General features: G+C 66.0%; 25 protein-coding genes, 1 pseudogene and 2 riboswitches. Of the genes and pseudogenes, 16 read left to right on the top strand and 10 right to left on the bottom strand.

Annotation, left to right across the window (positions count from 1 at the left end; translation table 11 throughout):
- Nucleotides 1–55: 55 nt before the first annotated feature.
- The 4 genes from ACTU6U_RS00345 to ACTU6U_RS00360 all read right to left on the bottom strand — a co-directional run bounded on the left by ACTU6U_RS00345 (nucleotide 56) and on the right by ACTU6U_RS00360 (nucleotide 6,319).
- Nucleotides 56–1,687 carry a peptide ABC transporter substrate-binding protein gene (locus tag ACTU6U_RS00345; protein WP_443467180.1) on the bottom strand — a complete coding sequence of 544 codons (1,632 nt, stop codon included), beginning with the start codon at nucleotides 1,685–1,687 and terminating at the stop codon, nucleotides 56–58.
- Between the two features lie 186 nt (nucleotides 1,688–1,873).
- Nucleotides 1,874–4,696, bottom strand: a complete 2,823-nt coding sequence (gene gcvP / locus ACTU6U_RS00350; protein WP_443467884.1) for an aminomethyl-transferring glycine dehydrogenase — start codon at nucleotides 4,694–4,696, stop codon at nucleotides 1,874–1,876.
- A gap of 61 nt (nucleotides 4,697–4,757) precedes the next feature.
- Entirely contained in the window at nucleotides 4,758–5,135 is a 378-nt protein-coding gene (gene gcvH, locus ACTU6U_RS00355) for a glycine cleavage system protein GcvH (RefSeq protein WP_443467181.1), read from the bottom strand.
- Nucleotides 5,132–6,319 carry a glycine cleavage system aminomethyltransferase GcvT gene (locus ACTU6U_RS00360; RefSeq protein WP_443467182.1) on the bottom strand — a complete coding sequence of 396 codons (1,188 nt, stop codon included), beginning with the start codon at nucleotides 6,317–6,319 and terminating at the stop codon, nucleotides 5,132–5,134. The genes gcvH and ACTU6U_RS00360 overlap by 4 nt, the downstream gene beginning before the upstream one ends.
- A 54-nt stretch (nucleotides 6,320–6,373) precedes the next feature.
- A riboswitch (glycine riboswitch) is annotated at nucleotides 6,374–6,501 on the bottom strand.
- A riboswitch (glycine riboswitch) is annotated at nucleotides 6,502–6,597 on the bottom strand.
- Nucleotides 6,598–6,661: 64 nt separating this feature from the next.
- On the opposite strand from ACTU6U_RS00360, the gene ACTU6U_RS00365 reads away from it, so the two are divergent.
- The 7 genes from ACTU6U_RS00365 (at nucleotide 6,662) to ACTU6U_RS00395 (ending at nucleotide 13,975) form a co-directional block, all read left to right on the top strand.
- Nucleotides 6,662–7,327 (top strand): NUDIX hydrolase, encoded by a 666-nt coding sequence (locus ACTU6U_RS00365; protein ID WP_443467183.1) that lies wholly within the window; start codon nucleotides 6,662–6,664, stop codon nucleotides 7,325–7,327.
- A gap of 75 nt (nucleotides 7,328–7,402) precedes the next feature.
- Complete coding sequence (gene nadA, locus ACTU6U_RS00370; protein ID WP_443467184.1) at nucleotides 7,403–8,695, top strand: quinolinate synthase NadA; 1,293 nt, start codon at nucleotides 7,403–7,405, stop codon at nucleotides 8,693–8,695.
- Complete coding sequence (gene nadB, locus ACTU6U_RS00375) at nucleotides 8,692–10,215, top strand: L-aspartate oxidase (RefSeq protein WP_443467185.1); 1,524 nt, start codon at nucleotides 8,692–8,694, stop codon at nucleotides 10,213–10,215. The genes nadA and nadB overlap by 4 nt, the downstream gene beginning before the upstream one ends.
- Nucleotides 10,215–11,066, top strand: coding sequence for a carboxylating nicotinate-nucleotide diphosphorylase (gene nadC, locus ACTU6U_RS00380; RefSeq protein WP_443467186.1), 852 nt, complete (start codon nucleotides 10,215–10,217; stop codon nucleotides 11,064–11,066). Before nadB ends, nadC begins: the two co-directional genes overlap by 1 nt.
- A gap of 1 nt (nucleotide 11,067) precedes the next feature.
- Nucleotides 11,068–12,204: a cysteine desulfurase family protein gene (locus tag ACTU6U_RS00385; RefSeq protein WP_443467187.1), complete on the top strand. Its 1,137-nt coding sequence runs from the start codon at nucleotides 11,068–11,070 to the stop codon at nucleotides 12,202–12,204.
- Between the two features lie 30 nt (nucleotides 12,205–12,234).
- Nucleotides 12,235–13,176: a glycosyltransferase family 2 protein gene (locus tag ACTU6U_RS00390; RefSeq protein ID WP_443467188.1), complete on the top strand. Its 942-nt coding sequence runs from the start codon at nucleotides 12,235–12,237 to the stop codon at nucleotides 13,174–13,176.
- A gap of 25 nt (nucleotides 13,177–13,201) precedes the next feature.
- Complete coding sequence (locus tag ACTU6U_RS00395; protein WP_443467189.1) at nucleotides 13,202–13,975, top strand: SDR family NAD(P)-dependent oxidoreductase; 774 nt, start codon at nucleotides 13,202–13,204, stop codon at nucleotides 13,973–13,975.
- A 3-nt stretch (nucleotides 13,976–13,978) separates the two neighbouring features.
- Here ACTU6U_RS00395 and ACTU6U_RS00400 read toward each other — a convergent pair whose 3' ends face one another.
- Nucleotides 13,979–16,027 carry an ABC transporter ATP-binding protein gene (locus ACTU6U_RS00400; RefSeq protein WP_443467885.1) on the bottom strand — a complete coding sequence of 683 codons (2,049 nt, stop codon included), beginning with the start codon at nucleotides 16,025–16,027 and terminating at the stop codon, nucleotides 13,979–13,981.
- A gap of 223 nt (nucleotides 16,028–16,250) precedes the next feature.
- Here ACTU6U_RS00400 and ACTU6U_RS00405 point away from each other — a divergent pair, with 223 nt between their 5' ends.
- On the top strand, nucleotides 16,251–17,657 hold the full coding sequence (locus tag ACTU6U_RS00405; protein WP_443467886.1) for a DHA2 family efflux MFS transporter permease subunit: 1,407 nt from the start codon (nucleotides 16,251–16,253) through the stop codon (nucleotides 17,655–17,657).
- Nucleotides 17,658–17,683: 26 nt separating this feature from the next.
- Here the strand turns inward: ACTU6U_RS00405 and ACTU6U_RS00410 are convergent, their stop codons facing one another.
- Entirely contained in the window at nucleotides 17,684–17,833 is a 150-nt protein-coding gene (locus ACTU6U_RS00410; protein WP_443467190.1) for a hypothetical protein, read from the bottom strand.
- A gap of 95 nt (nucleotides 17,834–17,928) precedes the next feature.
- Between ACTU6U_RS00410 and ACTU6U_RS00415 the strand changes: the two genes are divergently transcribed.
- From ACTU6U_RS00415 to ACTU6U_RS00425, 3 genes and pseudogenes are all read left to right on the top strand, one after another.
- Nucleotides 17,929–18,456: a DUF6328 family protein gene (locus tag ACTU6U_RS00415; RefSeq protein ID WP_443467191.1), complete on the top strand. Its 528-nt coding sequence runs from the start codon at nucleotides 17,929–17,931 to the stop codon at nucleotides 18,454–18,456.
- A pseudogene (locus ACTU6U_RS00420) lies at nucleotides 18,453–19,016 on the top strand (1-acyl-sn-glycerol-3-phosphate acyltransferase); the annotation flags it as partial. The gene ACTU6U_RS00415 and the pseudogene ACTU6U_RS00420, both read left to right, overlap by 4 nt.
- A 105-nt stretch (nucleotides 19,017–19,121) precedes the next feature.
- Nucleotides 19,122–19,478, top strand: coding sequence for a GNAT family N-acetyltransferase (locus ACTU6U_RS00425; RefSeq protein WP_443467887.1), 357 nt, complete (start codon nucleotides 19,122–19,124; stop codon nucleotides 19,476–19,478).
- Between the two features lie 11 nt (nucleotides 19,479–19,489).
- Here the strand turns inward: ACTU6U_RS00425 and ACTU6U_RS00430 are convergent, their stop codons facing one another.
- Together ACTU6U_RS00430 and ACTU6U_RS00435 are read right to left on the bottom strand one after the other, a co-directional pair.
- Nucleotides 19,490–21,154 carry an ABC-F family ATP-binding cassette domain-containing protein gene (locus ACTU6U_RS00430; protein ID WP_443467192.1) on the bottom strand — a complete coding sequence of 555 codons (1,665 nt, stop codon included), beginning with the start codon at nucleotides 21,152–21,154 and terminating at the stop codon, nucleotides 19,490–19,492.
- A gap of 64 nt (nucleotides 21,155–21,218) precedes the next feature.
- Nucleotides 21,219–21,782, bottom strand: a complete 564-nt coding sequence (locus tag ACTU6U_RS00435) for a HEAT repeat domain-containing protein (RefSeq protein ID WP_443467193.1) — start codon at nucleotides 21,780–21,782, stop codon at nucleotides 21,219–21,221.
- A 182-nt stretch (nucleotides 21,783–21,964) separates the two neighbouring features.
- On the opposite strand from ACTU6U_RS00435, the gene ACTU6U_RS00440 reads away from it, so the two are divergent.
- The 4 genes from ACTU6U_RS00440 (at nucleotide 21,965) to arfB (ending at nucleotide 23,373) form a co-directional block, all read left to right on the top strand.
- Nucleotides 21,965–22,264 carry a Fe-S cluster assembly protein HesB gene (locus ACTU6U_RS00440; protein ID WP_443467194.1) on the top strand — a complete coding sequence of 100 codons (300 nt, stop codon included), beginning with the start codon at nucleotides 21,965–21,967 and terminating at the stop codon, nucleotides 22,262–22,264.
- Between the two features lie 125 nt (nucleotides 22,265–22,389).
- Entirely contained in the window at nucleotides 22,390–22,560 is a 171-nt protein-coding gene (locus ACTU6U_RS00445; protein ID WP_443467195.1) for a hypothetical protein, read from the top strand.
- Nucleotides 22,561–22,600: 40 nt separating this feature from the next.
- A complete protein-coding gene (locus tag ACTU6U_RS00450; protein WP_443467196.1) occupies nucleotides 22,601–22,897 on the top strand; it encodes a DJ-1/PfpI family protein in 297 nt (98 codons plus the stop codon).
- A 32-nt stretch (nucleotides 22,898–22,929) separates the two neighbouring features.
- The gene (gene arfB / locus ACTU6U_RS00455; RefSeq protein WP_443467197.1) at nucleotides 22,930–23,373 is read left to right on the top strand and encodes an alternative ribosome rescue aminoacyl-tRNA hydrolase ArfB; all 444 of its coding nucleotides are present in this window, start codon (nucleotides 22,930–22,932) and stop codon (nucleotides 23,371–23,373) included.
- 6 nt (nucleotides 23,374–23,379) lie between these two features.
- Here the strand turns inward: arfB and ACTU6U_RS00460 are convergent, their stop codons facing one another.
- Entirely contained in the window at nucleotides 23,380–24,501 is a 1,122-nt protein-coding gene (locus ACTU6U_RS00460) for a magnesium and cobalt transport protein CorA (RefSeq protein ID WP_443467198.1), read from the bottom strand.
- A 75-nt stretch (nucleotides 24,502–24,576) separates the two neighbouring features.
- A complete protein-coding gene (locus ACTU6U_RS00465) occupies nucleotides 24,577–25,146 on the bottom strand; it encodes an alpha/beta fold hydrolase (protein ID WP_443467199.1) in 570 nt (189 codons plus the stop codon).
- A 133-nt stretch (nucleotides 25,147–25,279) separates the two neighbouring features.
- Here ACTU6U_RS00465 and ACTU6U_RS00470 point away from each other — a divergent pair, with 133 nt between their 5' ends.
- A complete protein-coding gene (locus ACTU6U_RS00470; RefSeq protein WP_443467200.1) occupies nucleotides 25,280–25,891 on the top strand; it encodes an NAD(P)-dependent oxidoreductase in 612 nt (203 codons plus the stop codon).
- Nucleotides 25,892–25,980: the final 89 nt, after the last annotated feature.

Here is a 25,980-nt window from a genome sequence, read left to right on the forward strand (position 1 = left end):
GACAGGTGACGAGGCGGTGGTCTTCACCACCGCCTCGTCATCTGTCGTTCGGGTGTCAGCCTACCTTGGTGATCTGTTCGTACAGAGGCACCGAGTTCCAGCCGAACTCCACGTTCTCGACGGTCTCACCGTAGCCACCGACGACGTTCGAGTACCACAGCGGCGTAGCCGGGAGGTCACGGAGCAGAACCTCCTGAGCCTGCTGGAACAGGGAGTTCGCCTCCTCAGGATCCGTCGCCGAGATGCCCTGCGAAAGCAGGTCATCGAACTCGGGGCTGGAGTAGTCTCCGTCGTTCGAGCCGGCGTTGGTTGCGTAGAGCGGGCCCAGGAAGTTGTACAGACCCGGGTAGTCCGCCTGCCATCCGGTGCGGAATGCGGTCAGGATCGCACGATCGGTGACCTCACCGCGCAGTTCAGCGAAGGTCGGGTACGGTGCACCCGATGCGTCGATGCCGAGCGTGTTCTTGATGGAGTTCACAGTGGCGTCGACCCAGGCTTGGTGGCCTCCGTCGGCGTTGTAGGCGATCTGGAAGGAGCCACTCCAGGGGCTGATCGCGTCAGCCTCTGCCCACAGTGCCTTGGCCGTCTCGGGGTCGTACGCCAGAACCTCGGCGCCTTCGAGCGTGTCGGACCAGCCGTCGATGACCGGCGAGGTGAAGTCGCTGGCCGGGGTGCGGGTGCCCTGGAAGATCACGTCGGTGATCTCCTCGCGGTTGATCGCCATCGACAGCGCCTGACGGCGCAGCTTGCCCTCGTCGCCACCGAAGTGCTCGAGGCGCTCGGGGATCGTGAAGGACTGGAAGATCGCGGCCGGCTGGTTCACGGCGCGGTCGCCCAGGTCTGACTCGAAGGTCTCGAAGGCCGAGTCCGGGATCGCGTCGAGGACGTCGAGTTCGCCAGCCTGCAGGTCTGCATACGCAGCGTCCTGCGAAGCGTAGAACTTGATGTCCAGTCCGCCGTTGGCCGGCGTGCGCGGACCGTCGTAGTCAGGGTTGGAGACGAGGTTGATTCCGACGTCGTGCTGCCACGCGCCCTCGCCCTCGAGCATGTACGGGCCGTTGCCGATCGGGTTCTCGCCGAAGGTGTCGATGTCGTCGAAAGCGACATCGGGCAGCGGGAAGTACGCGGAGTAGCCGAGACGCTGAGCGAAGTCAGATGCCGGCTTGTTCAGCGCGATCGTGAAGGTGTAGTCGTCGACCTGCTCGAGACCGGTCAGCTCAGAGTCCTCGTCGTAGCTGAAGCCCTCGATGTCTTCGAAGAAGTAGCTGGAGAGCTGCTCGTTCGATGCGAGAGCACCGTAGTTCCACGCGTTGATGAAGTTGTCAGCAGTGACCTCTTCACCATCGGTGAACTTCAGCCCCTCACGGAGCTTGACGGTGAGGTGCTGCGGGTCTTCGACCGTGATGTCCTCAGCGACGTCGTTGAACACCGAACCGTCGGCCGCGTAGCCGATCAGCCCTGCGAACATCGCGTCGAGGATCTTGCCGCCGCCGACCTCGTTGGTGTTGGTCGGGATCAGCGGGTTCTGCGGCTCAGAGCCGTTCACCGAGATGATGGCCGAAGCATCGCCTCCGCCAGTGCTGTCGCCGTTGCCGGAATCGTCGTTCCCGCTCGCGCAACCAGCCAGAACCATGGTTCCGGCGGCAAGCAGGCCCACCCCGGCGAGGGTGATCTTGTTTCGCTTCATGTGAGTGTCCTCCTGTGGACAGATGCAAAGGCGCGACAACAGTGAGCGCACCATTACATCTGAGGCTACGTGACCTTCTCGCGCACAGGTAGCGCCGTTAATGAACCGTTACTGAACGATCGCCAAGGAAACTCGGTCTCCCATCCCGCGAAACCGCATTTCTTGCGCTTTCGCGGGATGGACTGTTCATGCGAATGCCTCGATCGGAGGGCAGGCGCAAACCAGGTTGCGATCGCCGTATGCCTGATCGATCCGGCGCACAGGAGGCCAGTACTTCGACGCGACGAGCGTACGCACCGGGTATGCGGCATCCTCACGGGTATACGCGTGGTTCCATTCCCCCGAGATCAGGGACGACGCGGTGTGCGGTGCATTCACGAGCGGATTGTCCTCCGCGGGCCAGCGGCCTGCGGCGACAGCATCCGCCTCCTGCTTGATCAGGATCATCGCCTCGATGAACCTGTCGATCTCGCCGAGATCCTCCGACTCCGTCGGCTCGACCATGAGAGTCCCCGGCACGGGGAACGACATGGTCGGCGCGTGGAAACCGTAGTCGATGAGCCGCTTGGCGACGTCGTCGACAGTGATGCCTGTGGCGTCTTTGAGTGGACGGAGGTCGAGGATGCACTCGTGCGCGACGCGGCCGTTCTCACCCGTGTACAGCACCGGGAAGTGCTCGCCGAGGCGAGCCGCGATGTAGTTCGCCGACAGGACGGCGGCAGCCGTGGCATCGCGCAATCCGCCTGCGCCCATCATGCGGACGTACGACCACGAGATCGGCAGGATGCCGGCCGAACCGTACGGAGCGCCCGAGACGACACCACCGGCGAACTCGTACCCGCCGGCATGCGTCGTCCGCTGCTCGAGCGGATGGGACGGCAGGTAGGGAGCAAGATGCGCCTTCGCCGCGACCGGCCCGACGCCTGGTCCACCCCCGCCGTGCGGGATGGCGAATGTCTTGTGCAGGTTCAGGTGTGAGACGTCGCCGCCGAGATCGCCGAAGCGCGCGTAGCCGAGCAGCGCGTTGAGGTTCGCGCCGTCGACGTACACCTGCCCACCCGCATCGTGCACCGCATCGGTGATGTCGACGACATCCTGCTCGTACACACCGTGCGTCGACGGATACGTGATCATGAGCGCCGCGATCTCATCGGCATGCGCGGCGATCTTCGCGCGCAGGTCGTCGAGATCCACGTTTCCGAGGTCGTCGCACGCGACGACGACGACCTTCATTCCGGCAAGAACCGCGGATGCTGCATTCGTGCCGTGCGCGGATGACGGGATCAGGCATACGGTGCGAGCCTCATCGCCGTTGGCTTGATGGTAGCCGCGGATGGCGAGGAGTCCTGCGAGCTCACCCTGCGAGCCGGCATTCGGCTGCAGGGAGACGGCGTCGTATCCGGTGACCTCGGCGAGCCAGCTCTCGAGCTGGTCGATCATCTCGAGGTACCCCTCCACGTCGGATGCCGGGGCGAACGGGTGGATGCCGGCGAATTCCGGCCAGGTGATCGCAGCCATCTCGGTGGCCGCATTGAGCTTCATCGTGCAGGAGCCGAGCGGGATCATTCCGCGATCGAGTGCGTAGTCGCGGTCGGCGAGGCTCTTGAGGTACCGCATCATGGCGGTCTCGCTGTGGTGCACGTGGAAGACGGGGTGGGTGAGGTAGTCGTCCGTGCGGTGGAGCTTGTTGGGGATACGAGCCCGCGTACCGTCACCACGCGGGTCGATCACCCGCGCTGAGGCGACGAACAGGGATGCAACTGTCGAGAGCTCTGCGTACGTCGTCGTCTCGTCGACCGAGATGCTCACTGTGGCGTCATCCACGAGATGCAGCAGGATGCCGTGCTCGTCATGCGCGCGCGCCACGACCGCTGCAGCATCCTGAACACGCACGGTCAGTGTGTCGAAGAACGTCTCATGCACGACCTCGACATCGCGCTCGGCGAGCCAGTCGCCGAGTACCGCGGCCTTGGATGCGACCTCACCTGCGATCTGCCGCAGCCCGTCCGGCCCGTGGTAGACCGCGTACATCGCCGCCATCACGGCCAGTAGCACCTGCGCGGTGCAGATGTTGCTGGTCGCCTTCTCGCGGCGGATGTGCTGCTCACGCGTCTGCAGTGAGAGGCGGTAGGCGGGCTTGCCCTCGGCATCAACCGAGACGCCGACGAGGCGGCCGGGCAGCTGACGCTCCAAGCCCTTGCGCACAGCCATGTAGCCGGCGTGCGGCCCGCCGAAGCCCATCGGCACGCCGAAGCGCTGGGTCGTGCCGACCGCCACATCGGCGCCGAGTGAGCCGGGCGACGAGATCAGCGTGAGTGCCAGCAGGTCGGCGGCGACGACCGCGAGGCCTCCCGCGACGTGCACGGCGTCGATGACGGGTGTGGGGTCCCAGACGAGTCCGGATGCCGCGGGGTACTGCACGAACGCACCGAACAGTTCCTCGGGCAGCGCTTCGCCACCGGACAGGTCGCGCTCGATGAGCTCGATGCCAAGCGCCGATGCACGCGTCGCAAGCAGCGCCTTGGTCTGCGGGAACGCATCGGCGTCCACCACGAACACGGGCGACTTCGACTTCGACGCTCGACGCGCCAGCAGCATCCCTTCGGCGACCGCCGTGGACTCGTCGAGCATCGAGGCGTTCGCCGTCGACAGCCCGGTGAGGTCGGCGACCATCGTCTGGAAGTTGATCAGGGCTTCGAGCCGCCCCTGCGAGATCTCCGGCTGGTACGGCGTATACGCCGTGTACCACGACGGGTTCTCCAGCACATTGCGCTGGATCACGCTGGGCGTGAGCGTGCCGTAGTACCCGAGGCCGATCATCGAACGGTTCACCGTGTTGCGCGATGCGAATCTGCGCAGCTCAGCGAGGGCCTCCGCTTCGGTCGCGGCCGGCGGCAGCACGGAGCTCCCTGAGCCTGTCGAAGGGGCGAAGATGGCGGCGGGAACGGCCTGACGCATGAGCGTCTCGACCGGTGCATCAGCATCCGTGAGTCCGAGCGCCTCGAGCATCGTGCGCTGGGTCTGGGCGTTGGTTCCGATATGACGATCGGCGAAGGCTGTCACTGCAGGATCAACCTTCGGTCAGCGCGACATATGCATCGCGGTCGAGCAGTGCGTCCGTGCCGCCTTCGGCGATCGCCACCTTGATCAGCCAACCGCCTCCGAAAGGCTCGGCGTTCACGAGCGACGGGTCATCGACGACCGCGTCATTGACCTCGATCACTCGGCCGATGACGGGGGCGTAGAGTTCGCCGACCGACTTGGTCGACTCGATCTCGCCGATGACCGCTCCCGTCGTGAGGTCGAGACCGACCTGCGGCAGCTCGACGAAGACGACGTCGCCGAGCTTGTCGGCCGCATAGTCAGTGATTCCGATCGTGGCCGTCGTGCCCTCGATGTGGAGCCACTCGTGCTCTTCGGTGTACTTGAGTGCGTTGAGATCGGTCATTTCTTCCTCCGGTAGAAAGGCAGTGCGGTAACGGTTGCAGGGATCTTGGTGCCGCGGACATCGAGGAACACCGTGGCTCCTTCGTCGGTGAACGCAGGATCGACGAAGGCCATCGCGATCGGGTGTCCGAGAGTGGGGCTGAGTGCGCCGCTGGTGATCTCGCCGATGACGGTGCCCTCGTCGGTGACGACGGCGTAGCCAGCGCGGCCGGCACGCTTGCCCTCGGCGGTGAGACCCACGAGAACGCGCGGTTTGGACCCTTCGACAGACTCAGGGATCGAAAGCGCCGCCTTGCCGACGAAGTCGTCCTTGTCGGATGCCACGACGCGGCCGAGCCCGGCCTGCGCAGGTCTGATCCCGAGTGAGAGCTCATGACCGTACAGCGGCATGCCCGCCTCGAGCCGGAGCGTGTCGCGCGCTGCGAGTCCGGCCGGAACGAGGCCGTGCGGCTCACCTGCGGCGAGCGCGGCGTCCCAGAGCGCAGCGGCGTCCTCGGCACGAACGAGCAGTTCGAAGCCGTCTTCACCGGTGTAGCCCGTACGAGCGACGAGAAGCGGTTCACCGTTATAGCGCGCGTCGGTCCAGGCATAGTACTTCTGCTCGGCCCACGGGACAGTGAGGTCAGTGATGCCATCGATCACCGCGGCGATCGTCTCGGATGCCGGCCCCTGGATGGCGATGAGCGCGAAGGAGTCCGAGACGTCTTCGACCGTGACACCGGTCTTCCCGCCGACGAACGCGAACGACCCGTTGTCGCCGACCATCTCTGGCGTGCGGCGGAACGCGTGTGCGCGTACGCGCTCACTGAGCGCCGCAGAGACGGCATTCCGGTTACCGGCGTTCGAGATGACCAGGAAACGGTCGTCGCTGATCCGATAGACGATGACGTCATCGATGATGCCGCCGGAGTCGGAGAGCAGCAGCGAGTACTTCGCCTTGCCGATACTCATGGTCGATAAGCGCCCCGCGAGCGCGTAGTCAAGATACGCGGCGGCTTCGGAGCCATGGACGAGGAACTCGGCCATGTGCGAGATGTCGAAGAGGCCCGCGGCCTGTCGCACGGCATGATGCTCGGCGAGATCAGAGGTGTAGCGCACCGGCATCTGCCAGCCGCCGAAATCCGTGAAGGACGCCCCTAGCGACTCATGTCGCTCTCGGAGCGGAGTGAAGCATGCCTCGGTCATGGAGTTCTCCCGTGTGGATCGGAAGGATGCCGTACGGAATGCACGGTATCCGAGAACTCCCCCTCTGTCATGGGCCTGAGAGTTTCGCCCGTGATCTCGACGCTTCGACGCGCTCAGCGAGCGAAGGTCAATGTGGGGCTTTCACCGTCGGCGGATGCATGAGCATCGCTTTTCAGAGTGGCCTGACCTGCGCGGTACTCGGTACCTGAGAGATTGGCGGGGAGGCTTGCTCCTTCGGTGCCCGGTCGCATTCACCGGGGCTCTCCCGCACGGGTCGTGAGGCCTTCTTCAGTTGTCACTGACAGCTTAGCCGCACACACCCTCTCATCTAGGCTCGACAGCGTGACTTCTCCCGACGGCAGTTCCGACGCGATCCGCGTCGCCGTGTCGACCGTCATCTTCTCGGTGCGCAGCGGCACGGACGGCGACCGTTTGATGCTTCCGTTGGTGCGACGCACGCGAGAGCCGTATCTGGGGTCCTGGGCGCTGCCCGGCGGCTGGCTCGATCCTGCTGAAGATCTGGATGCCGCGGCATCCCGCACCCTCGCCGAGACCACCGCTCTCAAGCCGAGCTATCTCGAGCAGCTCTACACGTTCGGCGACGTCGACCGCTCCCCCGTGCGTGCGATCTCGATCGTCTATTGGGCGTTGCTGCGGTCCGACCTCGTCGACGCGCACCGCGCGGCCGCCGGCGCACCCGAGAATGTGGAGTGGTTCGACGTCGAGGCGATGCCGACGCTCGCCTTCGACCACAACCGCATAGCCGAGTACGCCCTGTGGCGCCTGCGCAACAAGGTCGGTTACAGCTGGATCGGTGCGGGGCTCCTCCCGGATGAGTTCACACTCACGGAGCTGCGCGAGGTCTACGAGACGGTGCTCGGCCGCCGCCTTGACCCCTCGAACTTCCGGCGCCTGCTCGAAGGATCAGACGAGCTCGTCCCCACGGAGTCGTTCCGTACCGGCAAGCATCGCCCCGCGCGGCTGTTCCGCGTCGCTTCCGACGGCTGAAATTGCAGTAAAGGTCATTTCGACATAACCTGAACCCGCACAGTAAGTGTCGAAGTGACCCTAAGGCGGAGCCTGATGTCCACACTCGCTACCCACCGGATCGATCCCTCGGTTGATCACCTGATCCAGTCAGCACCGGCCGAGTCGTGCAGCAGCGATCTCGCAGCATCCCCCTGGACCTTCGACAGCGTCCCCGGCTACGGCCCCGGCTCCTCGATGGGTGATGTCATTCCGACGGGAGCACCCAGGCAGGGCGAACTTCCTGCCGAGTACCGCGAGGCGAGCGATGCCGCACTCGATCAGCGCATCCGTGTCGCGAAGGCCACGCTCGGCGACCGCGCCGTCGTGCTCGGACACTTCTACCAGCGTGAAGAGGTCGTGCAGCACGCCGACTACGTGGGCGACTCGTTCCAGCTCGCGAACGCTGCGCTCGAGCATCCGAACGCTGAGGCAATCGTGTTCTGCGGCGTGCACTTCATGGCCGAAACGGCCGATCTGCTCTCGACCCCCGATCAGGCCGTGATCCTGCCGAATCTCGCGGCCGGCTGCTCGATGGCCGACATGGCCGACATCGACCAGGTCGAGGACTGCTGGGAGCAGCTCGAAGACGCTCTCGGCCCGCTCGATCAGGCAGGTGCCGACGGCCGCATGCCGGTGATCCCGGTGACCTACATGAACTCCTCCGCGGCGATCAAGGGCTTCGTCGGGCGTCACGGCGGCATCGTCTGCACCTCCTCGAACGCCGAGACGGTGCTGGAGTGGGCTTTCGAGCGCGGTCGACGCGTGCTGTTCTTCCCCGATCAGCACCTCGGCCGCAACACCGCAAAAGCCATGGGCGTGCCGCTCGAGCAGATGCCGTTATGGAACCCGCACCAGCCGCTCGGCGGTTCGTCCGCCGCGCAGCTGGTCGACTCGCGCGTGATCCTCTGGCACGGCTTCTGCTCCGTGCACCGCCGTTTCACGGTCGCCCAGATCGATCAGGCCCGCGCCGAGCATCCCGACGTACGCGTGATCGTGCATCCCGAGTGCCCGATGGAGGTCGTGGATGCCGCCGACGAAGCGGGATCGACCGACTACATCCGCCGGGCGATCGCTGGAGCGACCGAACCCACAACCTTCGCAATCGGCACCGAGATCAACCTCGTACGGCGCCTGGCCGCACAGTTTTCGCAGCACGAGATCTTCTGCCTCGACCCGGTCGTCTGCCCCTGCTCGACGATGTACCGCATCCACCCCGGCTACCTCGCCTGGGTGCTCGAAGAGCTGGTCGCGGGCCGCGTCGTCAACCAGATCTCGGTGGCGTCCGACGTTGCCGATCCGGCGCGCGTGGCTCTCGAGCGGATGCTGGCCGCAAAGCCTCGCGCATGAACGTGATCGTCGCGGGCTCCGGTATCGCGGGGATCACCGCGGCTCTCCACGCCGCCGATGCCGGGCACCGCGTCACCCTCGTCACGGACGACGCCCTCGGGGGTGGGTGCACCCCACTCGCCCAGGGGGGCGTTGCCGGCGCGTACGGCCCTAACGACTCGCCCGCGGTGCACGCGGCCGACACGCTCACCGCGGGCGGAGGGCTCGCTGACCCCGCTGCCGTCGATGTGCTCGTGAGCGAAGGATCCGCGCGCATCGCAGAGCTCATCGCTCGCGGCGTCGCGTTCGATCGCGGTACTGACGGGATGCTGCTGCTCGGCCGCGAAGCCGCCCACGCTCACGCGCGTATCGTGCACGCCGGTGGCGATGCGACGGGGGCGGCGATCTCACGTGCACTCGTCGCCCAGGTGGAAGCCGCCGATATCGAAGTGGTCGAGCACGCCTTGCTGGTCGATCTCATCGTCGCCGATGGTGTCGCGCGCGGCATCCGGATCCTTCGCACAGCCCGGATCGACATGTATGCGGATGCCGTGATTCTCGCGACCGGCGGCGCCGGACGCCTCTATGCGCACACGACGAACCCCCGAGGCGCCACAGGCGGAGGAATCGCCGCGGCGATCCGCGCAGGCGCTGCCGTCACGGATCTCGAGTTCATGCAGTTCCATCCGACCGTGCTCGATGCGGGAGCGCCGTTCCTCATCTCGGAGGCTGTGCGCGGCGAAGGTGCTGTGCTCATCGACGAGCGCGGACGCCGGTTCACGTTCGATTCTCACCCCGACGGAGAGCTCGCACCCCGCGACGTCGTCGCTCGCGCCGTCGCCCGTCAGGCCGCAGCGCAGGGTTCGCCGGTGCGACTGGACGCCACGATGATCGGCGCCGCCCGTCTCGCGGAGCGCTTCCCGACGATCGATCGGGTCACGCGCGAGCGCGGACTCGACTGGAGCCGCGAACCGCTCCCGGTGACCCCCGCCGCACACTATCTGATGGGCGGAGTGGTGACCGATATCGACGGGCGGACCTCGCTCCCCGGGCTCTTCGCCGTCGGCGAGGTCGCCCGCACCGGGGTGCACGGCGCGAACCGCCTCGCCTCGAACAGCCTGCTCGAGGGCGCGGTCTTCGCCGCCCGCGCTGCCGCAGCGCTCGGGCGTCATCTGTCGGCCGCAAGCCAGACGTCGCGCCCCACGTTGTCGCCCCCCTCGTTCAGTTCGCGAATTGTGCCGGTACCGGATGCTGAAAACGGCAGAAATCGCGACCTGAACGGTGGGCCATTCTCGCGTGCTGCGCTGCAGCAGCTGATGTGGGATCGCGTCGGACTGCTACGGACGCACGAAGGTCTCGCTGAAGCGCTCGAGACGATCCGCAGCTGGCGCGTGGCAGCGGCGACCCCTGTCTCACGCTCCGAGCACGAGGATGCCGATCTGCTGCTCGTTGCAGAAGCCACGGCATCCGCTGCCCTCGCGCGAACGGAATCTGTCGGTGCGCACCACGTCGACCACGAACCCGCCCTGATCGGAGCCTGATGCTCACCACCGCCACCCTCACCCGCGTCGTAGGAGCAGCCCTCGAAGAGGACGCTCCGTGGGGCGATCTCACCAGCACCGCGCTGCTGCCGGCCGAGGCCACCGCAACCGCTGACCTCGTGGCCCGCGAGGCCGGGGTCTTCAGCGGCGGCGACGTCTTCTCTGCCGCGTTCACTCTCACCGATCCCTCGCTCACCGTGGACCTGCACGTCGGCGACGGCGACGAGTTCGCACCGGGAGATGTGCTCGCGACCGTGTCGGGTTCTGCGCGCAGCATCCTCACCGCCGAGCGCGTCGCGCTCAACTTCACCCAGCGCATGAGCGGCATCGCGACCCTGACCGCACAGTATGTGCGCGCTGTCGACGGCACCGGCGCGCGCATCGTCGACACTCGCAAGACCACGCCGGGGCTGCGTGCATTCGAGCGGCATGCGGTCGCCTCTGGCGGCGGAAACAACCACCGCTTCTCGCTGTCTGATGCGGTCATGGCCAAGGACAACCATCTCGCCGTGCTGCAGTCATCGGGTGCGGCTCTCGCCCCTGCCCTGCGCGAGGCCCTGTCGAAGCTGTCGCACACCACACACGTGGTGATCGAGGTCGACCGCCTGGACCAGGTCGAGACAGTGCTCGCGGGCGGGGCGCACACCGTGTTACTCGATAACTTCTCGCTCGAGGATCTGCGGGCGGCGGTCTCGCAGATCGGCGACCGGGCAACGGCCGAAGCATCGGGCGGGGTGAACCTCGACACCGTGCGCGCCATCGCCGACACCGGCGTCGACGTGATCTCGGTCGGCGCGCTCACCCACTCCGCGCGCGCGTTGGATCTGGGGCTCGACGTACGGATCGCCTGACGTGCTCTATCTCGATCACGCGGCGACATCCCCGGTGCGTCCGGAGGTGCTCGAAGCGATGCATCCGTATCTCACCCGCATCTTCGGCAACCCTTCGAGTCACCACACCGTCGGCGAAGCCGCCGCGAGCGCGCTCGAGGATGCCAGGTCACGCGTCGCGCGAGTGCTCGGGATGCGCACGGGCGACGTCATCTTCACCGCAGGAGGAACCGAGGCCAACAACCTCGCGGTGAAGGGCATCGTGCTGGCCGCACTGGCGAACGGGCGGCACCACCTGGTCACGACGCCGATCGAGCACGAGTCGATCCTCGAATCCGCAGCCTTCCTCGAGAGGTTCCACGGTGTGACAGTGACGCATCTGCCGGTTGACGAGGCCGGACGCGTTTCGCCGGCGGCTCTCGCGGCCGCGCTGCACGATGACACCACGCTCGTCTCGCTCGGGCACGCAAACAATGAGATCGGCACGGTGCAGGATGCCGTATCCCTCGCGCAGGTCGCGAAGGAGGCTCGCGTGCCGCTGCACCTGGATGCGGTGCAGTCCGCCGGGTGGCTCCCCCTCGCCGGCCTCGGTGCGGATGCCGTGTCGATCGCCGGTCACAAGCTCGGCGCCCCCAAGGGCATCGGGGCGCTCGCGGTGCGCGGCCGAGTGCCGCTCGAGCCCCTACTGCACGGCGGCGGACAGGAACGCGGGCGCCGTTCAGGGACGGCGAACGTTGCGGGGGCCGTCGGGCTCGCGACAGCCCTCGAGCTCGCTGAAGCCGAGCGTTCCTCACGTGCGGAGCAAGTGGGTGCGTTGACCGCGCGGTTCATCACGAGAGTCCTGGAACTACTGCCGCACGCGGCACTGACCGGCGACCCGGCGAGCAGATTGCCGGGCGTCGCGAGCTTCACCCTCGCGGGCGTCAGTGGCGAGAGCGTACTGCTCGAGCTCGAGCGGCGCGGAGTGATCTCATCGAGCGGTTCGGCATGTGCGGCCGGCAGTGACGAACCGTCGCACGTGCTGCTCGCGTGCGGCATCGCCCCCGAGATCGCCCAGACCTCGGTCCGTTTCACCTTCGGTCGCGAACCGCTGCCGGGAGATGCCCCAGAGCGCCTCGCCGCTCTGGTGGCGGATGCTGTCGCCGCTGTCTCGGGCTGACAAGAGCCTCTGCCCCCTAGACTCTTGTGCGTGTCAGACCCGATCGTCACGCTCATCGTCCCCGGCCGCGACATCGAGTCCTTCGCGCCCGCGGCCATCGCCTCGTTGCGCGCGCAGACCGAGCCTCGCTGGCGGGCGATCCTCGTCGATGACGGATCCGTCGACGGCACTGGCGACATCTTTCGCGCCGCCGCCGCAGACGATCCGCGCTTCACCGTCCTCGCTCACGAATACGCCCGCGGTCTCGGAGCGGCCCGCAATGCCGGGCTCGCCCAGGTCGATACGGAGTTCCTCGGTTTTCTCGACGGCGACGACGAGCTCACTCCGAACGCGCTCGAACGCCTGATCGGCACGATCACCGCGACGGGCAGCGACTTCGTCGCCGGCGCCTATGTGCGCCTGCGCCCACAGGGTGATGGCTATACGACAGGGCGCGTGCAGCCGTGGACGACGGCCGCTACAGATCCCGAGCGATTGCGCACGAACATCTTCGAGCATCCGGCGGCATCCGCGAATATCGTCGCCTGGTCGAAGTTGAGCCGCACCGCCTTCTGGAAGGGCGAGCGCTTCCCCGAGGGCGTCGCCTACGAAGACCAGATCGTCGCACAGCGGATGTACACCCGCGCATCGGCCTTCGACGTCATCCCCGACGTCATCGTGCACTGGCGCCTGCGCGCTGACGGCTCCTCCATCACGCAGAGCAAGTCACAGCTTCCCGTGCTGCGCGACTATCTCGCAGCGCTGCGCGGCGGCATCCAGGTGCTGAGAGATGCCGGTGCGCATGCGGCGGTGACCGCGCGGATCGATCTCATCCTCGCGATGGATATGGCTCCACTCGAAGAGATCGCTGCCAGACACTCAGACCCCGCATACGCCGCCGAGGTCGCAGCATTCCTTGACGATCTTCGGGCGCTCCCCGAGTTCGCCGACGTCCATCCCGACCCTGATCTGGCTGCGGCTCTCTCGTGGTGACGCGCATCCTTCTCGTGGAGACCCTGTGAGCACGTACCTCGATTCCCTCTTCTCCCTCGACGGCCGCACCGCGATCGTCACCGGTGGCAGCTCCGGCATCGGACGCGGCATCGCCACGGCGCTCGCCCGCGCGGGCGCGGCAACTGTCATCGTCGCCCGAGGAAAGGATCGCGTTGACGAGACCGTCGCCGAGCTGACAGAGGGCGGATGCCGCGTCGCAGGCGTCATCGGAGACCTCAGCACCCGCGACGGGATCCGCGCGGTCGCCGAAGCCGCGTCAGAGCCATTCGGCGAACCCGACATCCTCGTGAACTCGGCCGGCATCAACATTCGCCCTCCCTACGCCGAGATCACCGAAGAGGACTGGGATGCGACGATGACCGTCAATGCGCTGGCGCCGTTCCTGCTCGGCCAGCGCTACGGAATCGGCATGGCCGAACGCGGCTACGGCCGGCTGATCCACATCAGCTCGCAACAGGCGCACCGCGCGTTCGTCGGCAGCGGCATCTACGGCGCCTCCAAGGGCGCCGTAGAGTCGTTGATGCGCTCAGAAGCTGAGGCGTGGGGCGGCCGCGGCGTCACCAGCAACACTCTTGTCCCAGGCTTCGTGCTCACCCCGCTGAACGCTCGCCTGCAGGAGGATCCGGAGAAGATCGCCGAACTCGCCGCACGCACGATGATCGGTCGCAACGGTCGTCCCGATGATTTCGCCGGCGCCGCGGTATTCCTCGCCGGCGCCGGCTCAGCCTATGTGACCGGCCAGTCGCTGTTCGTTGACGGTGGAATGTCGTCGCACTGAGGCTCAGCCTTCAGCCGGGTATACCCGCTGGTCGACGCCCTGACCATCCAGCAGCGGCACCGGCGCGGTGAGAGCATCCACGGCATCCTCCGCTACCGAGCCCTGAGGTGCGCGGTCGGCCCGGCGGTCGGCGAAGGCCGCCATCAACCCGCCGCTGACCGACTGCTCGATCTTCTTCTCCGTGTCGAGGATCTGAGACGCTGCCACCTGCTGCGCGGCGAGCTCTGCATACAGGCCGCCGGCGGCGAGCAACTCTGCGTGCGTCCCCGACTCGACGATCTGCCCGGCCTCGACCACGTGGATGATGTCTGCCCCCATCACCGTCGACAGCCGGTGCGCGATCGAGAGCACGGTCCGGCCTCTCGCCGCCTTATCGATGGCTTCCTGTACCACCCGCTCGGAGACCGTGTCCAGGGCCGAAGTCGCCTCATCGAGCAGCAGCACCGGCGGATCCTTCAACAGCACCCGCGCAATGGCGATACGCTGCTTCTCGCCTCCGGAGAGCCGGTAGCCGCGTTCTCCGACAACGGTGTCGTAACCGTTCTCGAAGCCGGTGATGATGTGATGGATATTCGCTGCCTGGCATGCCGCGACCATCTCCGCCTCCGAAGCATCCGGCTTCGCGTACATCAGGTTCTCGCGAATCGTGGCGTGGAAGAGGTACGTCTCCTGTGACACGATCCCGACATCGTCGATGATCGAGCCCTGCGTCAGCGTGCGCACATCAGCGCCCGCGAAGAGGACCGCGCCGCCGTGAGCTTCGTAGAGCCTTGGGGCGAGATACAGCACGGTGGTCTTGCCCGCACCCGACGGGCCGACGAACGCGACGTGCTGCCCAGGGCTCGCGGTGAACGAGATTCCCTGCAGAGTCGGGCGGGTGTCCGGCGCGGCATCCGGGTATCGGAAGACGACATCACGGAACTCGATCTGTCCCCTTGGACCCGGTGCCTGCGACGCCGGGATCGCATTCGGGGCATCTTCGATCTCTGGCACCAGGTCGAGATACTCGAAGATGCGCGCGAACAACGCCTGCGATGTCTGCAGGTCGAGCGAGACTCGCATGAGCCCCATCAGCGGCTGAAGCAGTCGTGCCTGCACAGTCGTGAATGCGACGACGGTGCCGGCTGTGATCGCGCCTTCGCCCCCGGCGATCAGATACCCCGCGACCAGATAGATCACGGCCGGGACGGATGCCATCAGCACCTGCACCACCGCGAAGAAGCCCTGGCCGCTCATCGCGCGGCGAACCTGCAGAGTCACCTGATTGCGGTTCTCTGCCTGGTATCGATCCGACTCGGCCTGCTGCCTGTTGAACGATTTGGACAGCAGCATCCCCGACACGCTCAGCGTCTCCTGCGTGATCGAGGTGAGCTCCGACAGGGATTCCTGCGTCTCCCCCGCGATCCGTGCGCGCACTTGCCCGACCCGGCGCTGCACGATGACGAGGAACGGCATCAGCACCACGGCGATGATCGTCAGCCGCCAGTCGATGAGGATCATCGCGACGAGCGACGCGATCACCGTGACCACGTTGCCGAGAATGCTGGTGACGGTGTTCGTCAGAACACCCGAGACCCCGCCGACATCGTTCTGCAGCCGGGACTGGATGACACCGGTCTTGGTACGCGTGAAGAACCCGAGCTCCATCGCTTGCAGGTGCTCGAACAGCCGAACACGCAGATCGCCCGTCACACTGTTTCCGACCGTCGAGGTGAGCCAGGTCTGGGCGACACCGAGCCCGGCTGAGAAGAGGAACAGCCCGACCATGGTGAGTACGAGCCGGATGAGAAGCCCGATCTGCGGGCCACCACCGTCGACGGGAAAGAGCGCGTCGTCGAAGATGCGCTGCACGATCAGCGGAGGAATGACGGCGATCGCCGCCCCGACGATGACGAGTGCGCCGGTGATGACGATACGAGCGAGATACGGACGGAACAGTCCGACCACCCGCTTGCCGAGACCATCGATCTTCGGGGCCTGCGCATTCAGCTTCTTCTGGGCCGCGGCATCGACACCGCGGAATCCCGCGCCCCCACCTCGTCCGCCACCCATGCTCATGCGCTCAGCCTAATCGGCAGAAAATCCCGCGAGCGGGGAATGAGAGCGCGGCATGCAGGGTTATCCTGGAATGTCGCGCACGAGCGGATGCCGGATCTGACGGCTCCTTCTCTGGCCTTCCGCCACCCCCCCCTGTCGCTGAGGAGACGCTTTGGCCACCACACCCACTGGTACTGTTCCCACCGCGAAGAAGGAACCGCTGATCGCCGCATCCGACATGAGGGTGATCTGGCTGCTGCTGGTCGCCGCCTTCGTCGCGATTCTCAACGAGACGACGATGGGCATTGCAATTCCCCAGCTGAACGCCGATCTCGGCATCCCGCCGGAGCTGGGTCAGTGGCTCACGAGCGCGTTCATGCTCACGATGGCCATCGTCATCCCCACCACCGGTTTCCTCCTCCAGCGCTTCACCACCAGGCAGATCTTCATCGCTGCGATGAGCGCGTTCGCCCTCGGCACGCTGGTCTGCATGCTCGCGCCCGGTTTCGAGATCCTGCTGGTCGGACGCATCATCCAGGCCGCCGGTACCGGAATCATGATGCCGCTGCTGATGACGACCATGATGAACGTGGTGCCGCCCCAGTCCCGCGGCCGGATGATGGGCCGCGTCGGCCTGGTGATCTCGCTCGCTCCCGCGATCGGACCGACGCTCGCGGGTGCCGTGCTCGACGCGTTCAGCTGGCGCGCGCTTTTCGTCATCGTGCTTCCGATCGCCCTCATCGCGCTCGCGATGGGTGCGAAGTGGATGACGAACCTCGGTGAGACCAAGGATGCTCCGATCGACATCCTCTCTATCGTGCTGTCGGTCTTCGGCTTCGGCGGCTTCGTCTACGGGCTCAGCCAGTTCGGCGGAGAGGGCTCGACGGGCGAAGTCATCGGCATCGTCTCACTTGTGGTGGGCATCATCTCTCTCGCGCTGTTCGTCTGGCGCCAGCTCGTGCTGCAACGGGTGGATGACGCTCTGCTCGACCTGCGAGTCTTCCTCAGCCGTAACTACACGATCTCCGTCATCGTGATGGCGATCCTCGCACTGTCGATGTTCGGCACTCTTGTTCTTCTTCCGCAGTACCTGCAGAACGTCGCAGGGCTCGACGCGCTGCAGTCCGGCCTGATCCTGCTGCCCGGTTCCGTGCTGATGGGTCTGCTCGGGCCGGTGATGGGCCGCGTCTACGACGCCCGCGGTACGCGCACACTGCTCGTGCCCGGAACGATCATGGTGTCGGCCGCGCTGTTCTTCTACGCCACGATCGGCGAGCACACCGCGTGGTGGCTGCTGGTGATCGCGCAGACGGTGATCTCGGTGGGATTGGCCATGTCGTTCACGCCGTTGTTCTCCGCGTCGCTCGGATCGCTGCGTCGCCACCTGTACTCGCACGGATCCGCCGCGCTGAACACGATTCAGCAGGTGGCCGGCGCCGCGGGTGTCGCTCTGCTGACCGTCATCTACTCATCGATCCTGCACACGGGCGAGCAGCAGGGACTTGAGACAGCCGCCGCAGGTGCGCCCGGAGCGCGCATGGCGTTCCTCATCGCGGCGATCGTCTCGCTGGGCGCTGTCGCGCTGAGCGCGTTCGTCCGCAAGCCCGCAGACGACATCGACTCCGAGTTCGCCGGGGGAAACTGACCGCCAGCGTCGGTGCCGGGTGGGACTTACTCGCCCGGCATCGCGCAGGATCCGCCGCCGCAGCAGCCCCCTGCGCTCTCATCGCCCAGCAGGTTGAGTCCTGCGGGAGCCATCAGCGGTTGCGTCTCCTGCACAGCGCCAGTCTGCGCGGCATCCGTCGTCCGGGAATCGGTCATGGCTCCATGCTACGCCGGTATCCGTACGGCGGCACATCGAGCGCGATGAGGTCAAGGGGCTGGACACGAGCGCGCGCACGCCGAACACTTGAGCCATGGATCAAGAGGGCTCCCTCGGCGACGCGCTGAGTGAAGACGGACGCGACGAGACAGCGAATGAGCGGGCTGACCGCAACTGGGAAGAGCTCATGCAAGAGCTGCGCGTCATGCAGACCGGCACCCAGGTGCTGTCCGGTTTTCTGCTGGCGGTGGCGTTCCAGCCGCGCTTCACCGAGCTCGATCCGCTGCAGGTGGGGCTGTATCTGGTGCTCGTCGGTCTTGCCGCACTCGCGACGATCCTCGCGCTCGCCCCCGTCGGCATGCATCGGTCTCTGTTCGGTCGGAGGCAGAAGCCCGAGCTCGTGCGGATGGCGGCCCGCCTGGTCAAGGCAGACCTTGTCGTCGTCGGCATCCTCAGCGTCGGCGTGACCGTACTGATCGTCGATTTCACGCTGGATCGCACATTCGCCGTTGTCGTGCTCATCCTGGGATCGATCATCGTCGTCAGCTTGTGGCTGGTGCTGCCGCTGCTGGTGTCACGTGGTGCAGAACGGGACGCTCGCGCGCATACGGTTGAGACATGATTCGACGTCTCCTCGCGCGGGCCTTCTGGGCACTCAGCCGATGGAAGCTGGTCAGCGAACCGGCGCCCACCAATCCCACCGTGCTGATCGGCGCTCCGCACACCTCGAACTGGGACTTCGTGCTCATGCTCGCCATTGCCTGGCGGCTGGGAATCGACTTCAGGTGGCTGGGCAAAGCGAGTCTGTTCGCCGGCTGGCGCGGCTCGCTGATGCGCGCGCTCGGTGGCATCCCCGTGGATCGCGCGAATCCGAGCCGGGTCGTCTCCGATGTCGTCGCGCTGATCCGCGAGGGCGAGGTATTCGGTCTCGTGGTGACGCCGGATGGAACGCGAAGCAACACGGCGTACTGGAAGTCCGGTTTTTACCGCATCGCGCAGGAGACCGGGATGCCGTTGACCCTGGGCTACGTCGATCGAACCACCATGACAACCGGACTCGGAGTGACCGTCGAGACCACGGGCGACATCGCAGCGGATATGAGTCGCGTCCGGGAGTTCTACGCCGACAAAGCCGGCTTTCACCCGGAACGGCGCCGCGAGCCACGGCTGCGAGAAGAGGGACCGCGCATCGAGCTGCGTCGCATCACGAAGGATGACGCGGGCGAGATCCTCACGATCCAGCGGGCCGCCTTCGTCTCCGAAGCGCTCATCTACGGCAGTGCCGACATGCCTCCGTTGACCCAGACCCTCGAGCAATTGCGTGCGGAGATCTCTGAGAACGCCGGTTGGGTCGCCACAGCTGACGGGCGTCTCATCGGCGCGATCCGTGCCGTTCAGGACGACGAGGTCTTGCTGATCGGTCGAATCGCCATCGCGCCCGATATGCAGGGCGAAGGCGTCGGACGCGCGCTGCTGGAGGCTGCGGAGAACGGCAGCACTGCGAGCGAATCGGAGCTGTTCACCGGTAGCCTCAGCGAAGCGAACATCCGCCTCTACGAATCATGCGGCTACGTCGAGGCGCGCAGGGTGGCCCAGGACGACGGCACCGAGCAGGTTTTCCTGCGCAAGAACCTGCGCACATAAGACGGTAGTACTCACGCCTCCGTGACGCGGCCAGCGTCGACGCCCCAGCGCCGGTCGGTGCGCACGGTGTCCAGCATCCGCCGGTCATGGGTCACCAGCAGCAGCGTGCCCTCGTAGGATTCGAGGGCCTCTTCGAGTTGCTCGATCGCGGGAAGATCCAGGTGGTTGGTCGGCTCATCGAGCACGAGCAGATTGACGCCACGGGCCTGCAGCAGTGCAAGACCGGCGCGGGTCCGCTCCCCCGGAGACAGTTCGTCCACCGGTCGGCTCACATGATTTGCTTTCAGCCCGAACTTGGCCAGCAGGGTGCGCACCTCGCCCGAGGTCAGCTGCGGAACGCGGGCTTCCACGGTGTCCGCGAGCGGCCGTTCACCGGAGAGCAGAGAGCGCGCCTGGTCGATCTCGCCGATCTGCACGCTCGTGCCGACGCTGGAGGCCCCCTCGTCAGGCGTCTGCTGGCCGAGCAGGGCGCGCAGCAGTGTCGACTTCCCTGCCCCATTGGGTCCGGTGATCCCGATCCGATCTCCCCCGTTCACCTGCAGCGACACCGGCCCCAGCGTGAACGAGCCCTGCCTGAAGACAGCACTGCTGAGCGTCGATACCACAGAGCTCGAGCGAGGCGCCGACCCGATCGTGAATTCGAGCTGCCATTCCTTGCGCGGCTCCTCGACCTCGTCGAGTCGGGCGATGCGACTCTCCATCTGGCGCACCTTCTGCGCCTGCTTCTCGCTGGACTCCGTGGAGGCTTGGCGACGGATCTTGTCATTGTCGGGTGACTTCTTCATCGCGTTTCGCACACCCTGGCTCGACCATTCGCGCTGAACGCGGGCGCGCGAGACGAGGTCGGCCTTCTTTCCGGCGAACTCGTCATACTTCTCTCTCGCATGATGGCGAAGCGTCGCGCGTTCCTCGAGATACGATTCGTAGCCGCCGCCGTACACGCGATTGGAGTTCTGGGCGAGGTCGAGTTCGAGCACGCGTGTCACACAGCGAGCGAGGAACTCCCGGTCATGGCTCACGAGAACCACTCCCCCGCGCAGGCCACGGACGAACGTCTCGAGCCGCTCGAGGCCGTCGAGGTCCAGATCGTTCGTCGGCTCATCGAGCAACACGATGTCGAAACGCGAGAGCAGCAGTGCGGCCAGACCGACACGAGCAGCCTGGCCTCCGGAGAGCGAGGTCATGGGGACCTCCTCGAAGCCCGTACCGGGCGATGTCAAGCCGAGGTCGGCCAGCACCGGCGGTACGCGCTCGTCCAGATCGGCGGCACCACTGGCGAGCCAGCGATCCAGGGCGATCGAATACGCGTCTGAGGGATCCACGCCCGCGGGTGCGAGAGACGGGTCGCCGAGCGCCTCGGCTGCGGCGTTCATCTCCCGCGTGGCTTGCGCGCACCCGGTCCGGCGAGCGATGTAGCCGGACACCGTCTCACCGGGAACGCGCTCATGCTCCTGCGGCAACCAGCCGACGAAAGCGTCGGACGGCGACAGCGCGACTGTTCCACGCTGTGGCTCATCGACGCCGGCGAGGAGGCGAAGCAGCGTCGACTTGCCGGCGCCATTCGCTCCCACGACTCCGACGACATCTCCTGGCGCGACCGTCAGATCGAGAGTGTCGAAGAGCGTGCGGTGACCGTACCCGCCGGCGAGATTCTGGACGACGAGGGTTACGGACATCCGTCAATTGTCTCAGGAATGCCGCTCAGCCCTGCCCGCCGCCGTCTCGCCGCCCACTCCGCAGTCAGTCCTTTGGGAAACGTGATCGCAATCTGTCGATACTCTGCTGAGCCGCGCGGCGCACTTCCACCTCGGGATCCTTGAGCAGCACCCCGATGCGGTCGATATCCGCTGAGGAGCCGATCGCGCCCAGCGCCCGGGCCGCGGCCGCGCGCACCCGCGGAACTTCTTCTCCCAGCAGGTCGGCGAGTTCGGATGCCGCGTCGAGCTCACGCGCTGCGACGAGCCTCGCTCCCATCTCCTTCACCCGCCAGGCGGGGTTGTTCAGCGTGCTGATCACAAGCGACTCTGCCGTCTCGTCCCAGACGGATTCGTCCCAGACATGCAGAAGTGCACGCGCGCCCCAGAGTTCGGGCCAGTAGAGCACAGGTGCCCCGTCCAGGATGCCCTGGGCGTGCTCTCCTCCGACGAAGAGCAGGAAGTCGGATCCTTCGTCATGACCGGCGAGCAACGAGAGCGAGCGGGCCATCACGACCGATTCGCCGTACCGCTCGACGGCGGCCGCCAGACGACGCTCGAGGGGAAGGTTTACGGGAACGGGGCCGGCGGCTGCTGAGTTACGGGACACACTTCAACCATAGGCGGCACCTGCGACGAGCGATCTTCAGTCTTCGAGGCACTCCTCGATGATGCGCACATGAGAGGTTCCTCACAATCCTGCCGCTGAGCTTGAAGACACCGGCGCTGTGCGGAATCGTGGCCCGGACATGTTCTGTCCGGAGCATGTCCGCAACACGGAAGGAGAGCCCTGTGCTCACCCTGACCGAGAATGCAGATGCCGTCGTCACCACGATCGTCGGCCGAGAGGATGCCAGCGCAGAGGCCGGGCTTCGCATCCAGACCGCGGAAGGGCAGGGTCCGAACGGCGAAGCGCGTTTCGCCGTTCAGATCGCACCGTCCCCTGAACCCGCGGATATCGTCATCGAGGGCCCTGGGGCCCGAGTCTTCCTGGAAGACAACGCTGCCGAGGCACTGTCTGACAAGGTCCTCGATGCGGGAGTGGACGAGCAGGGGGCAGTGAGTTTCACGATCCTGCCCCAGCCGCTCTGATCAGCAGTCGTGCGAAAGGGTGGGATGCTTCGGCATCCCACCCTTTTTCGCGTGTGACGTCAACCCCCCTCGGAGATCATCGCGGCAAAGACGATAGTGAGCAGATCGATGGGAAGGATAACGTCATGTCTGATGCGACGAACCCGCAAGAAGAACCACTCACTGAGGTGCCCGTAGAGGAGACCAGGGAAGACAGCAAGGGTTTCGAACCGATCACGCCTGAAGGCGTTCAGACCGGCAAACCCGCTGTCCCCGATCCGAAGGACTCGCAGAACCCGCCGCCGCGGCGCTTCTGAGATCTGTTGCACCGTCCACGAGAAACTCACGAACGAGGAGATGACAATGGCAGAACTCGAAGGCAAGAACGTGGCTTTTCTACTCATCGACGGATTTGAAGACAGTGAGCTGACCAACCCCTGGGGTGCGGTGACGGAAGCCGGTGCCCGCGCTCAGCTCGTCTCCCCCGCCGACCAGAAGGTCACCGGGAAGAACGGACACACCCAGCCGGTGGATGAGGAGGTCGTCGTCGACGAGGGCCTGGTCTCCAGCCGGACGCCGGATGATCTGCCTGCCTTCAACGCGAAGACGGTCGAGGAGATCGCTGAGGGTCCGCACGCGGGTCAGCACGCGTGACCGCTGAACTCTGAGTGCGACAGACTGGTCGCGTGGAAGATCTGAACGTCGCCGGCGGACCCGGAGCGCCCCGTGGCCTCCGGGTACCGGCTGATGAACTCCACGAGCAGTTCTCACGGTCGTCTGGTCCGGGCGGTCAAGGTGTGAACACCACAGACTCCCGCGTGCAGTTGAGTCTCGATGTCGGAACGACCAGTGCGTTGAACGTCGCACAGCGAGAGCGCGTGCTCGACTACCTCAGCTCGCGTCTTGCCGGCACGGTCCTCACGATCAGCGCCAGTGAGCAGCGATCCCAACGGCAGAACCGACTCGCGGCGAGGGAGCGCCTCGCTGAGCTTCTCCGCGAAGCGGTGATGCCGGCTGTCACCCGCCGGTCGACTCGTCCGACGAAGGGGTCGCAGCGACGGCGGCTCGAGGGGAAGCGTCGACGGTCAGAGACCAAGAGCAGCCGTCGGCGCCCTGGCGAGCAGGACTGATCGAGGTCAGATCCACTTGCTGCGTTTGAAGACGGTATAGAGCACTGCCGCGAGCGCGAGCATCAGTCCAAGGGCGAACGGGTAGCCGAATGCCCAGTGCAGCTCGGGCATCTCATCGAAGTTCATGCCATAGACGCCACCGATCAGCGAAGGGGCGAAGAGGATCGCCGCCCACCCGGAGATCCGCTTCATGTCTTCGTTCTGCCGCTGGTTGACCAGGGTTGCGTTGACGCTCAGAATCTGCGCAAGAGCATCGCGCAAGCCGGATGCTTTCGTGTCTGCCTGCACGAGCCGGTCAGCGACATCATCGAGGCGCGTACGCAACTCTTGCGAAGTCTCGTGCCCACTCGGCTCGGAGCGAAGCAGATCAACTGCTTCCGTCAGCGACGCGATCGCCTGCTGCATCTCCACGACCTCGCGGCTCAGTCGGTAGATGCGCTCCGCCACCGTCGCGACGCCGCCGAAGACCTGGCGTTCGATCTCTTCTCTATCTGCGGAGATGCCGCTCAGCACCGGACCGTAACCGTCGACGATCGCATCGAGGAGCATGTAGACGACAGCCACCGGCCCCATCTTCAGCAGACTCTGGTCGGTGAGCATGGCGCGCTCACGATCTCCGAAATCGACCTCGCGCGCGTCGCGGCCATCGTGCTTCGAGTGCTCGGGGCGGCGCAACCACCGGGAATCCTGACAGAGCACCGCGACCGCTCCCGGCCGCAGCAGAACGTGGAACTCGCCGAAGTCCACGGCCTCACTGTCGTCGAGGTACCGCGCTGCTTTCGCCACGAGGAAGAGCGTGTCGCCGTAGCGTTCGAGTTTGGGACGCTGACCGGCGTTCAGGAGGTCCTCGACCAGCACCGGATGCAGCGCCCATGCTTCGGCGAGTTCTTCGATCTGCGCCCCAGTGGGCTGCGAATACAGGAACAGCGCCATCTGATCGCTGTTCTGCGCCGCGAGGACGGTCGCGTCAGTGACCGTGAGATCATCGGGGACGCGAGTAGGCACCCCGTTGTGGACGAATCTCACGAGCTTGCCCGTGACGTACTTGGATTCTTCAGGGGTGTCGTCACGAGCGTGACGGTGAAAGAGTCCGCCGATCCCGAGATCGCTCTGCCACAGCTTCCGCATCGGTTCCTCCGTCTTCACATCATCGCTACGAGTCGACCATAGCCGAGCCGGGAGACACGACTGTGCGGGGCGTGATCAGTCCCAGTCGAGATACTCCTCGATGATGACGGCCGTCTCGATCGGGTGCGTGACCGGGAAGAAGTGATCGGCCCCTTCGAGCGTCTTGATGCTGGCTCGCTCAGGGGCCGTCGCCTGCAGCTTCTCGGCGTTGGCCGCCGGCGTCACGTCATCTGCGGTGCCCTGCACGAGCAGGACGGGGATCGCCGGTGCAAGGGGAATGTCGGCATCCTCAACGCCCAACAGCAGAAGCCCATTGACGCGATCGACGTGCGCGGCGGCGAAGGAGCGAGCGGCCGTACCTCCGATCCCGTACCCGCCCACCCAGCTGTCCTCGAGGCCAAGGTGGTCGAGCACTGCCAGAACATCGGCAACCCGGTCGTCCGCTGATTCATCGGCCGCGCCCGCACCCGTTCCGATGCGGATGATGCGGAAGCCTGCTTCTTCGGCGAGATAGTGCGAGATCACACCGAGCCCGTCGGAGTCCAGTGCGCGTTCAGTGATCAGCACAAGAGCAACTGGGCCCTCACCTTCGACGACGTACGGGACGGCGCGGCCTTCGGGCTCCGAGATGTTCAGCTGGGACACGTGTGGGATCCTCCTGTGCGACGGGTCTTCGTCCGTCAGTCTAATTGCAGAGCGCAGATCCAAGAGGGTGTGTCAGCTCGTCTACGCTGGAGCGATGCGTGCCCACGAGAGGCATGCACGAGAGAGGCACGACGTGAAGATCACGATCATCGGAGGCTCGAAGGGCACCGGAGCGCGGCTTGCCGCACTCGCGGCCAGCGCAGGTCATGAGGTGACTGCCCTTTCGCGCAGCGGAACCGCGCCCGAAGGCGTTCATGCGATCGCTGGTGACGCGACCGACCCCGCCGTGGTGCGGGATGCCGTTTCCGGTTCGGATGCTGTCGTCGTCACCGTCGGCGGGGCGAAGGGAAACTCCCGCCACAGGACCTCGGTCACCCGCGCCGTCATCAGCGGCATGGAGCAGGCGGGTGCCTCCCGCCTTGCCGTGCAGTCCTCCCTCGGTGCTGGTGATTCCGGCGCGCTCATGCCCGCACCGCTGCGCCTGCTGATGAAAGGAGTGCTCGCCGCTCCCCTGGCAGATCACAACGAGCAGGAGGATGCGGTGATGCGTTCTTCGACGAAGTGGACCATCGTGCGGCCCACCGGCCTCACCAATCGGCCAGCGACCGGCAGCTGGCGCGCGCTCCAGGTCGGCGAGAAGGGGCACCTCGGAGGATCGATCCCCCGCGATGATCTCGCTGCCTACATGCTGCAAGCGCTCGGTGATGACGCCCTGATCGGCGCTGCCGTCGGCATCAGCAGCTGAGACCGCTGCCGGACTCAGTTGTCTGGGTGCGCTTCTAAGCCGCGATATCGATCCAGAGGACGTTCCTCAGACGTGGTGGATAGGATCGC

The organism is Microbacterium zouquanmingi, assembly GCF_052266695.1.
Classification (GTDB): domain Bacteria; phylum Actinomycetota; class Actinomycetes; order Actinomycetales; family Microbacteriaceae; genus Microbacterium.

What these genes read in the sequence shown, in the direction of transcription:
- nadC (WP_443467186.1), top strand. Translation starts at nt 10,215, where the DNA reads ATGCTCACCACCGCCACCCTCACCCGCGTCGTAGGAGCAGCCCTCGAA.
- nadA (WP_443467184.1), top strand. Translation starts at nt 7,403, where the DNA reads ATGTCCACACTCGCTACCCACCGGATCGATCCCTCGGTTGATCACCTG.
- ACTU6U_RS00460 (WP_443467198.1), bottom strand. Translation starts at nt 24,501, where the DNA reads ATGCGGAAGCTGTGGCAGAGCGATCTCGGGATCGGCGGACTCTTTCAC.
- ACTU6U_RS00410 (WP_443467190.1), bottom strand. Translation starts at nt 17,833, where the DNA reads ATGACCGATTCCCGGACGACGGATGCCGCGCAGACTGGCGCTGTGCAG.
- gcvP (WP_443467884.1), bottom strand. Translation starts at nt 4,696, where the DNA reads ATGCTCGAGGCGCTCGGACTCACGGATGCTGATGCACCGGTCGAGACG.
- gcvH (WP_443467181.1), bottom strand. Translation starts at nt 5,135, where the DNA reads ATGACCGATCTCAACGCACTCAAGTACACCGAAGAGCACGAGTGGCTC.
- ACTU6U_RS00405 (WP_443467886.1), top strand. Translation starts at nt 16,251, where the DNA reads ATGAGGGTGATCTGGCTGCTGCTGGTCGCCGCCTTCGTCGCGATTCTC.
- ACTU6U_RS00400 (WP_443467885.1), bottom strand. Translation starts at nt 16,027, where the DNA reads ATGGGTGGCGGACGAGGTGGGGGCGCGGGATTCCGCGGTGTCGATGCC.
- ACTU6U_RS00425 (WP_443467887.1), top strand. Translation starts at nt 19,122, where the DNA reads ATGCCTCCGTTGACCCAGACCCTCGAGCAATTGCGTGCGGAGATCTCT.
- ACTU6U_RS00415 (WP_443467191.1), top strand. Translation starts at nt 17,929, where the DNA reads ATGGATCAAGAGGGCTCCCTCGGCGACGCGCTGAGTGAAGACGGACGC.
- ACTU6U_RS00360 (WP_443467182.1), bottom strand. Translation starts at nt 6,319, where the DNA reads ATGACCGAGGCATGCTTCACTCCGCTCCGAGAGCGACATGAGTCGCTA.
- ACTU6U_RS00430 (WP_443467192.1), bottom strand. Translation starts at nt 21,154, where the DNA reads ATGTCCGTAACCCTCGTCGTCCAGAATCTCGCCGGCGGGTACGGTCAC.
- ACTU6U_RS00345 (WP_443467180.1), bottom strand. Translation starts at nt 1,687, where the DNA reads ATGAAGCGAAACAAGATCACCCTCGCCGGGGTGGGCCTGCTTGCCGCC.
- ACTU6U_RS00445 (WP_443467195.1), top strand. Translation starts at nt 22,390, where the DNA reads ATGTCTGATGCGACGAACCCGCAAGAAGAACCACTCACTGAGGTGCCC.
- nadB (WP_443467185.1), top strand. Translation starts at nt 8,692, where the DNA reads ATGAACGTGATCGTCGCGGGCTCCGGTATCGCGGGGATCACCGCGGCT.
- ACTU6U_RS00450 (WP_443467196.1), top strand. Translation starts at nt 22,601, where the DNA reads ATGACAATGGCAGAACTCGAAGGCAAGAACGTGGCTTTTCTACTCATC.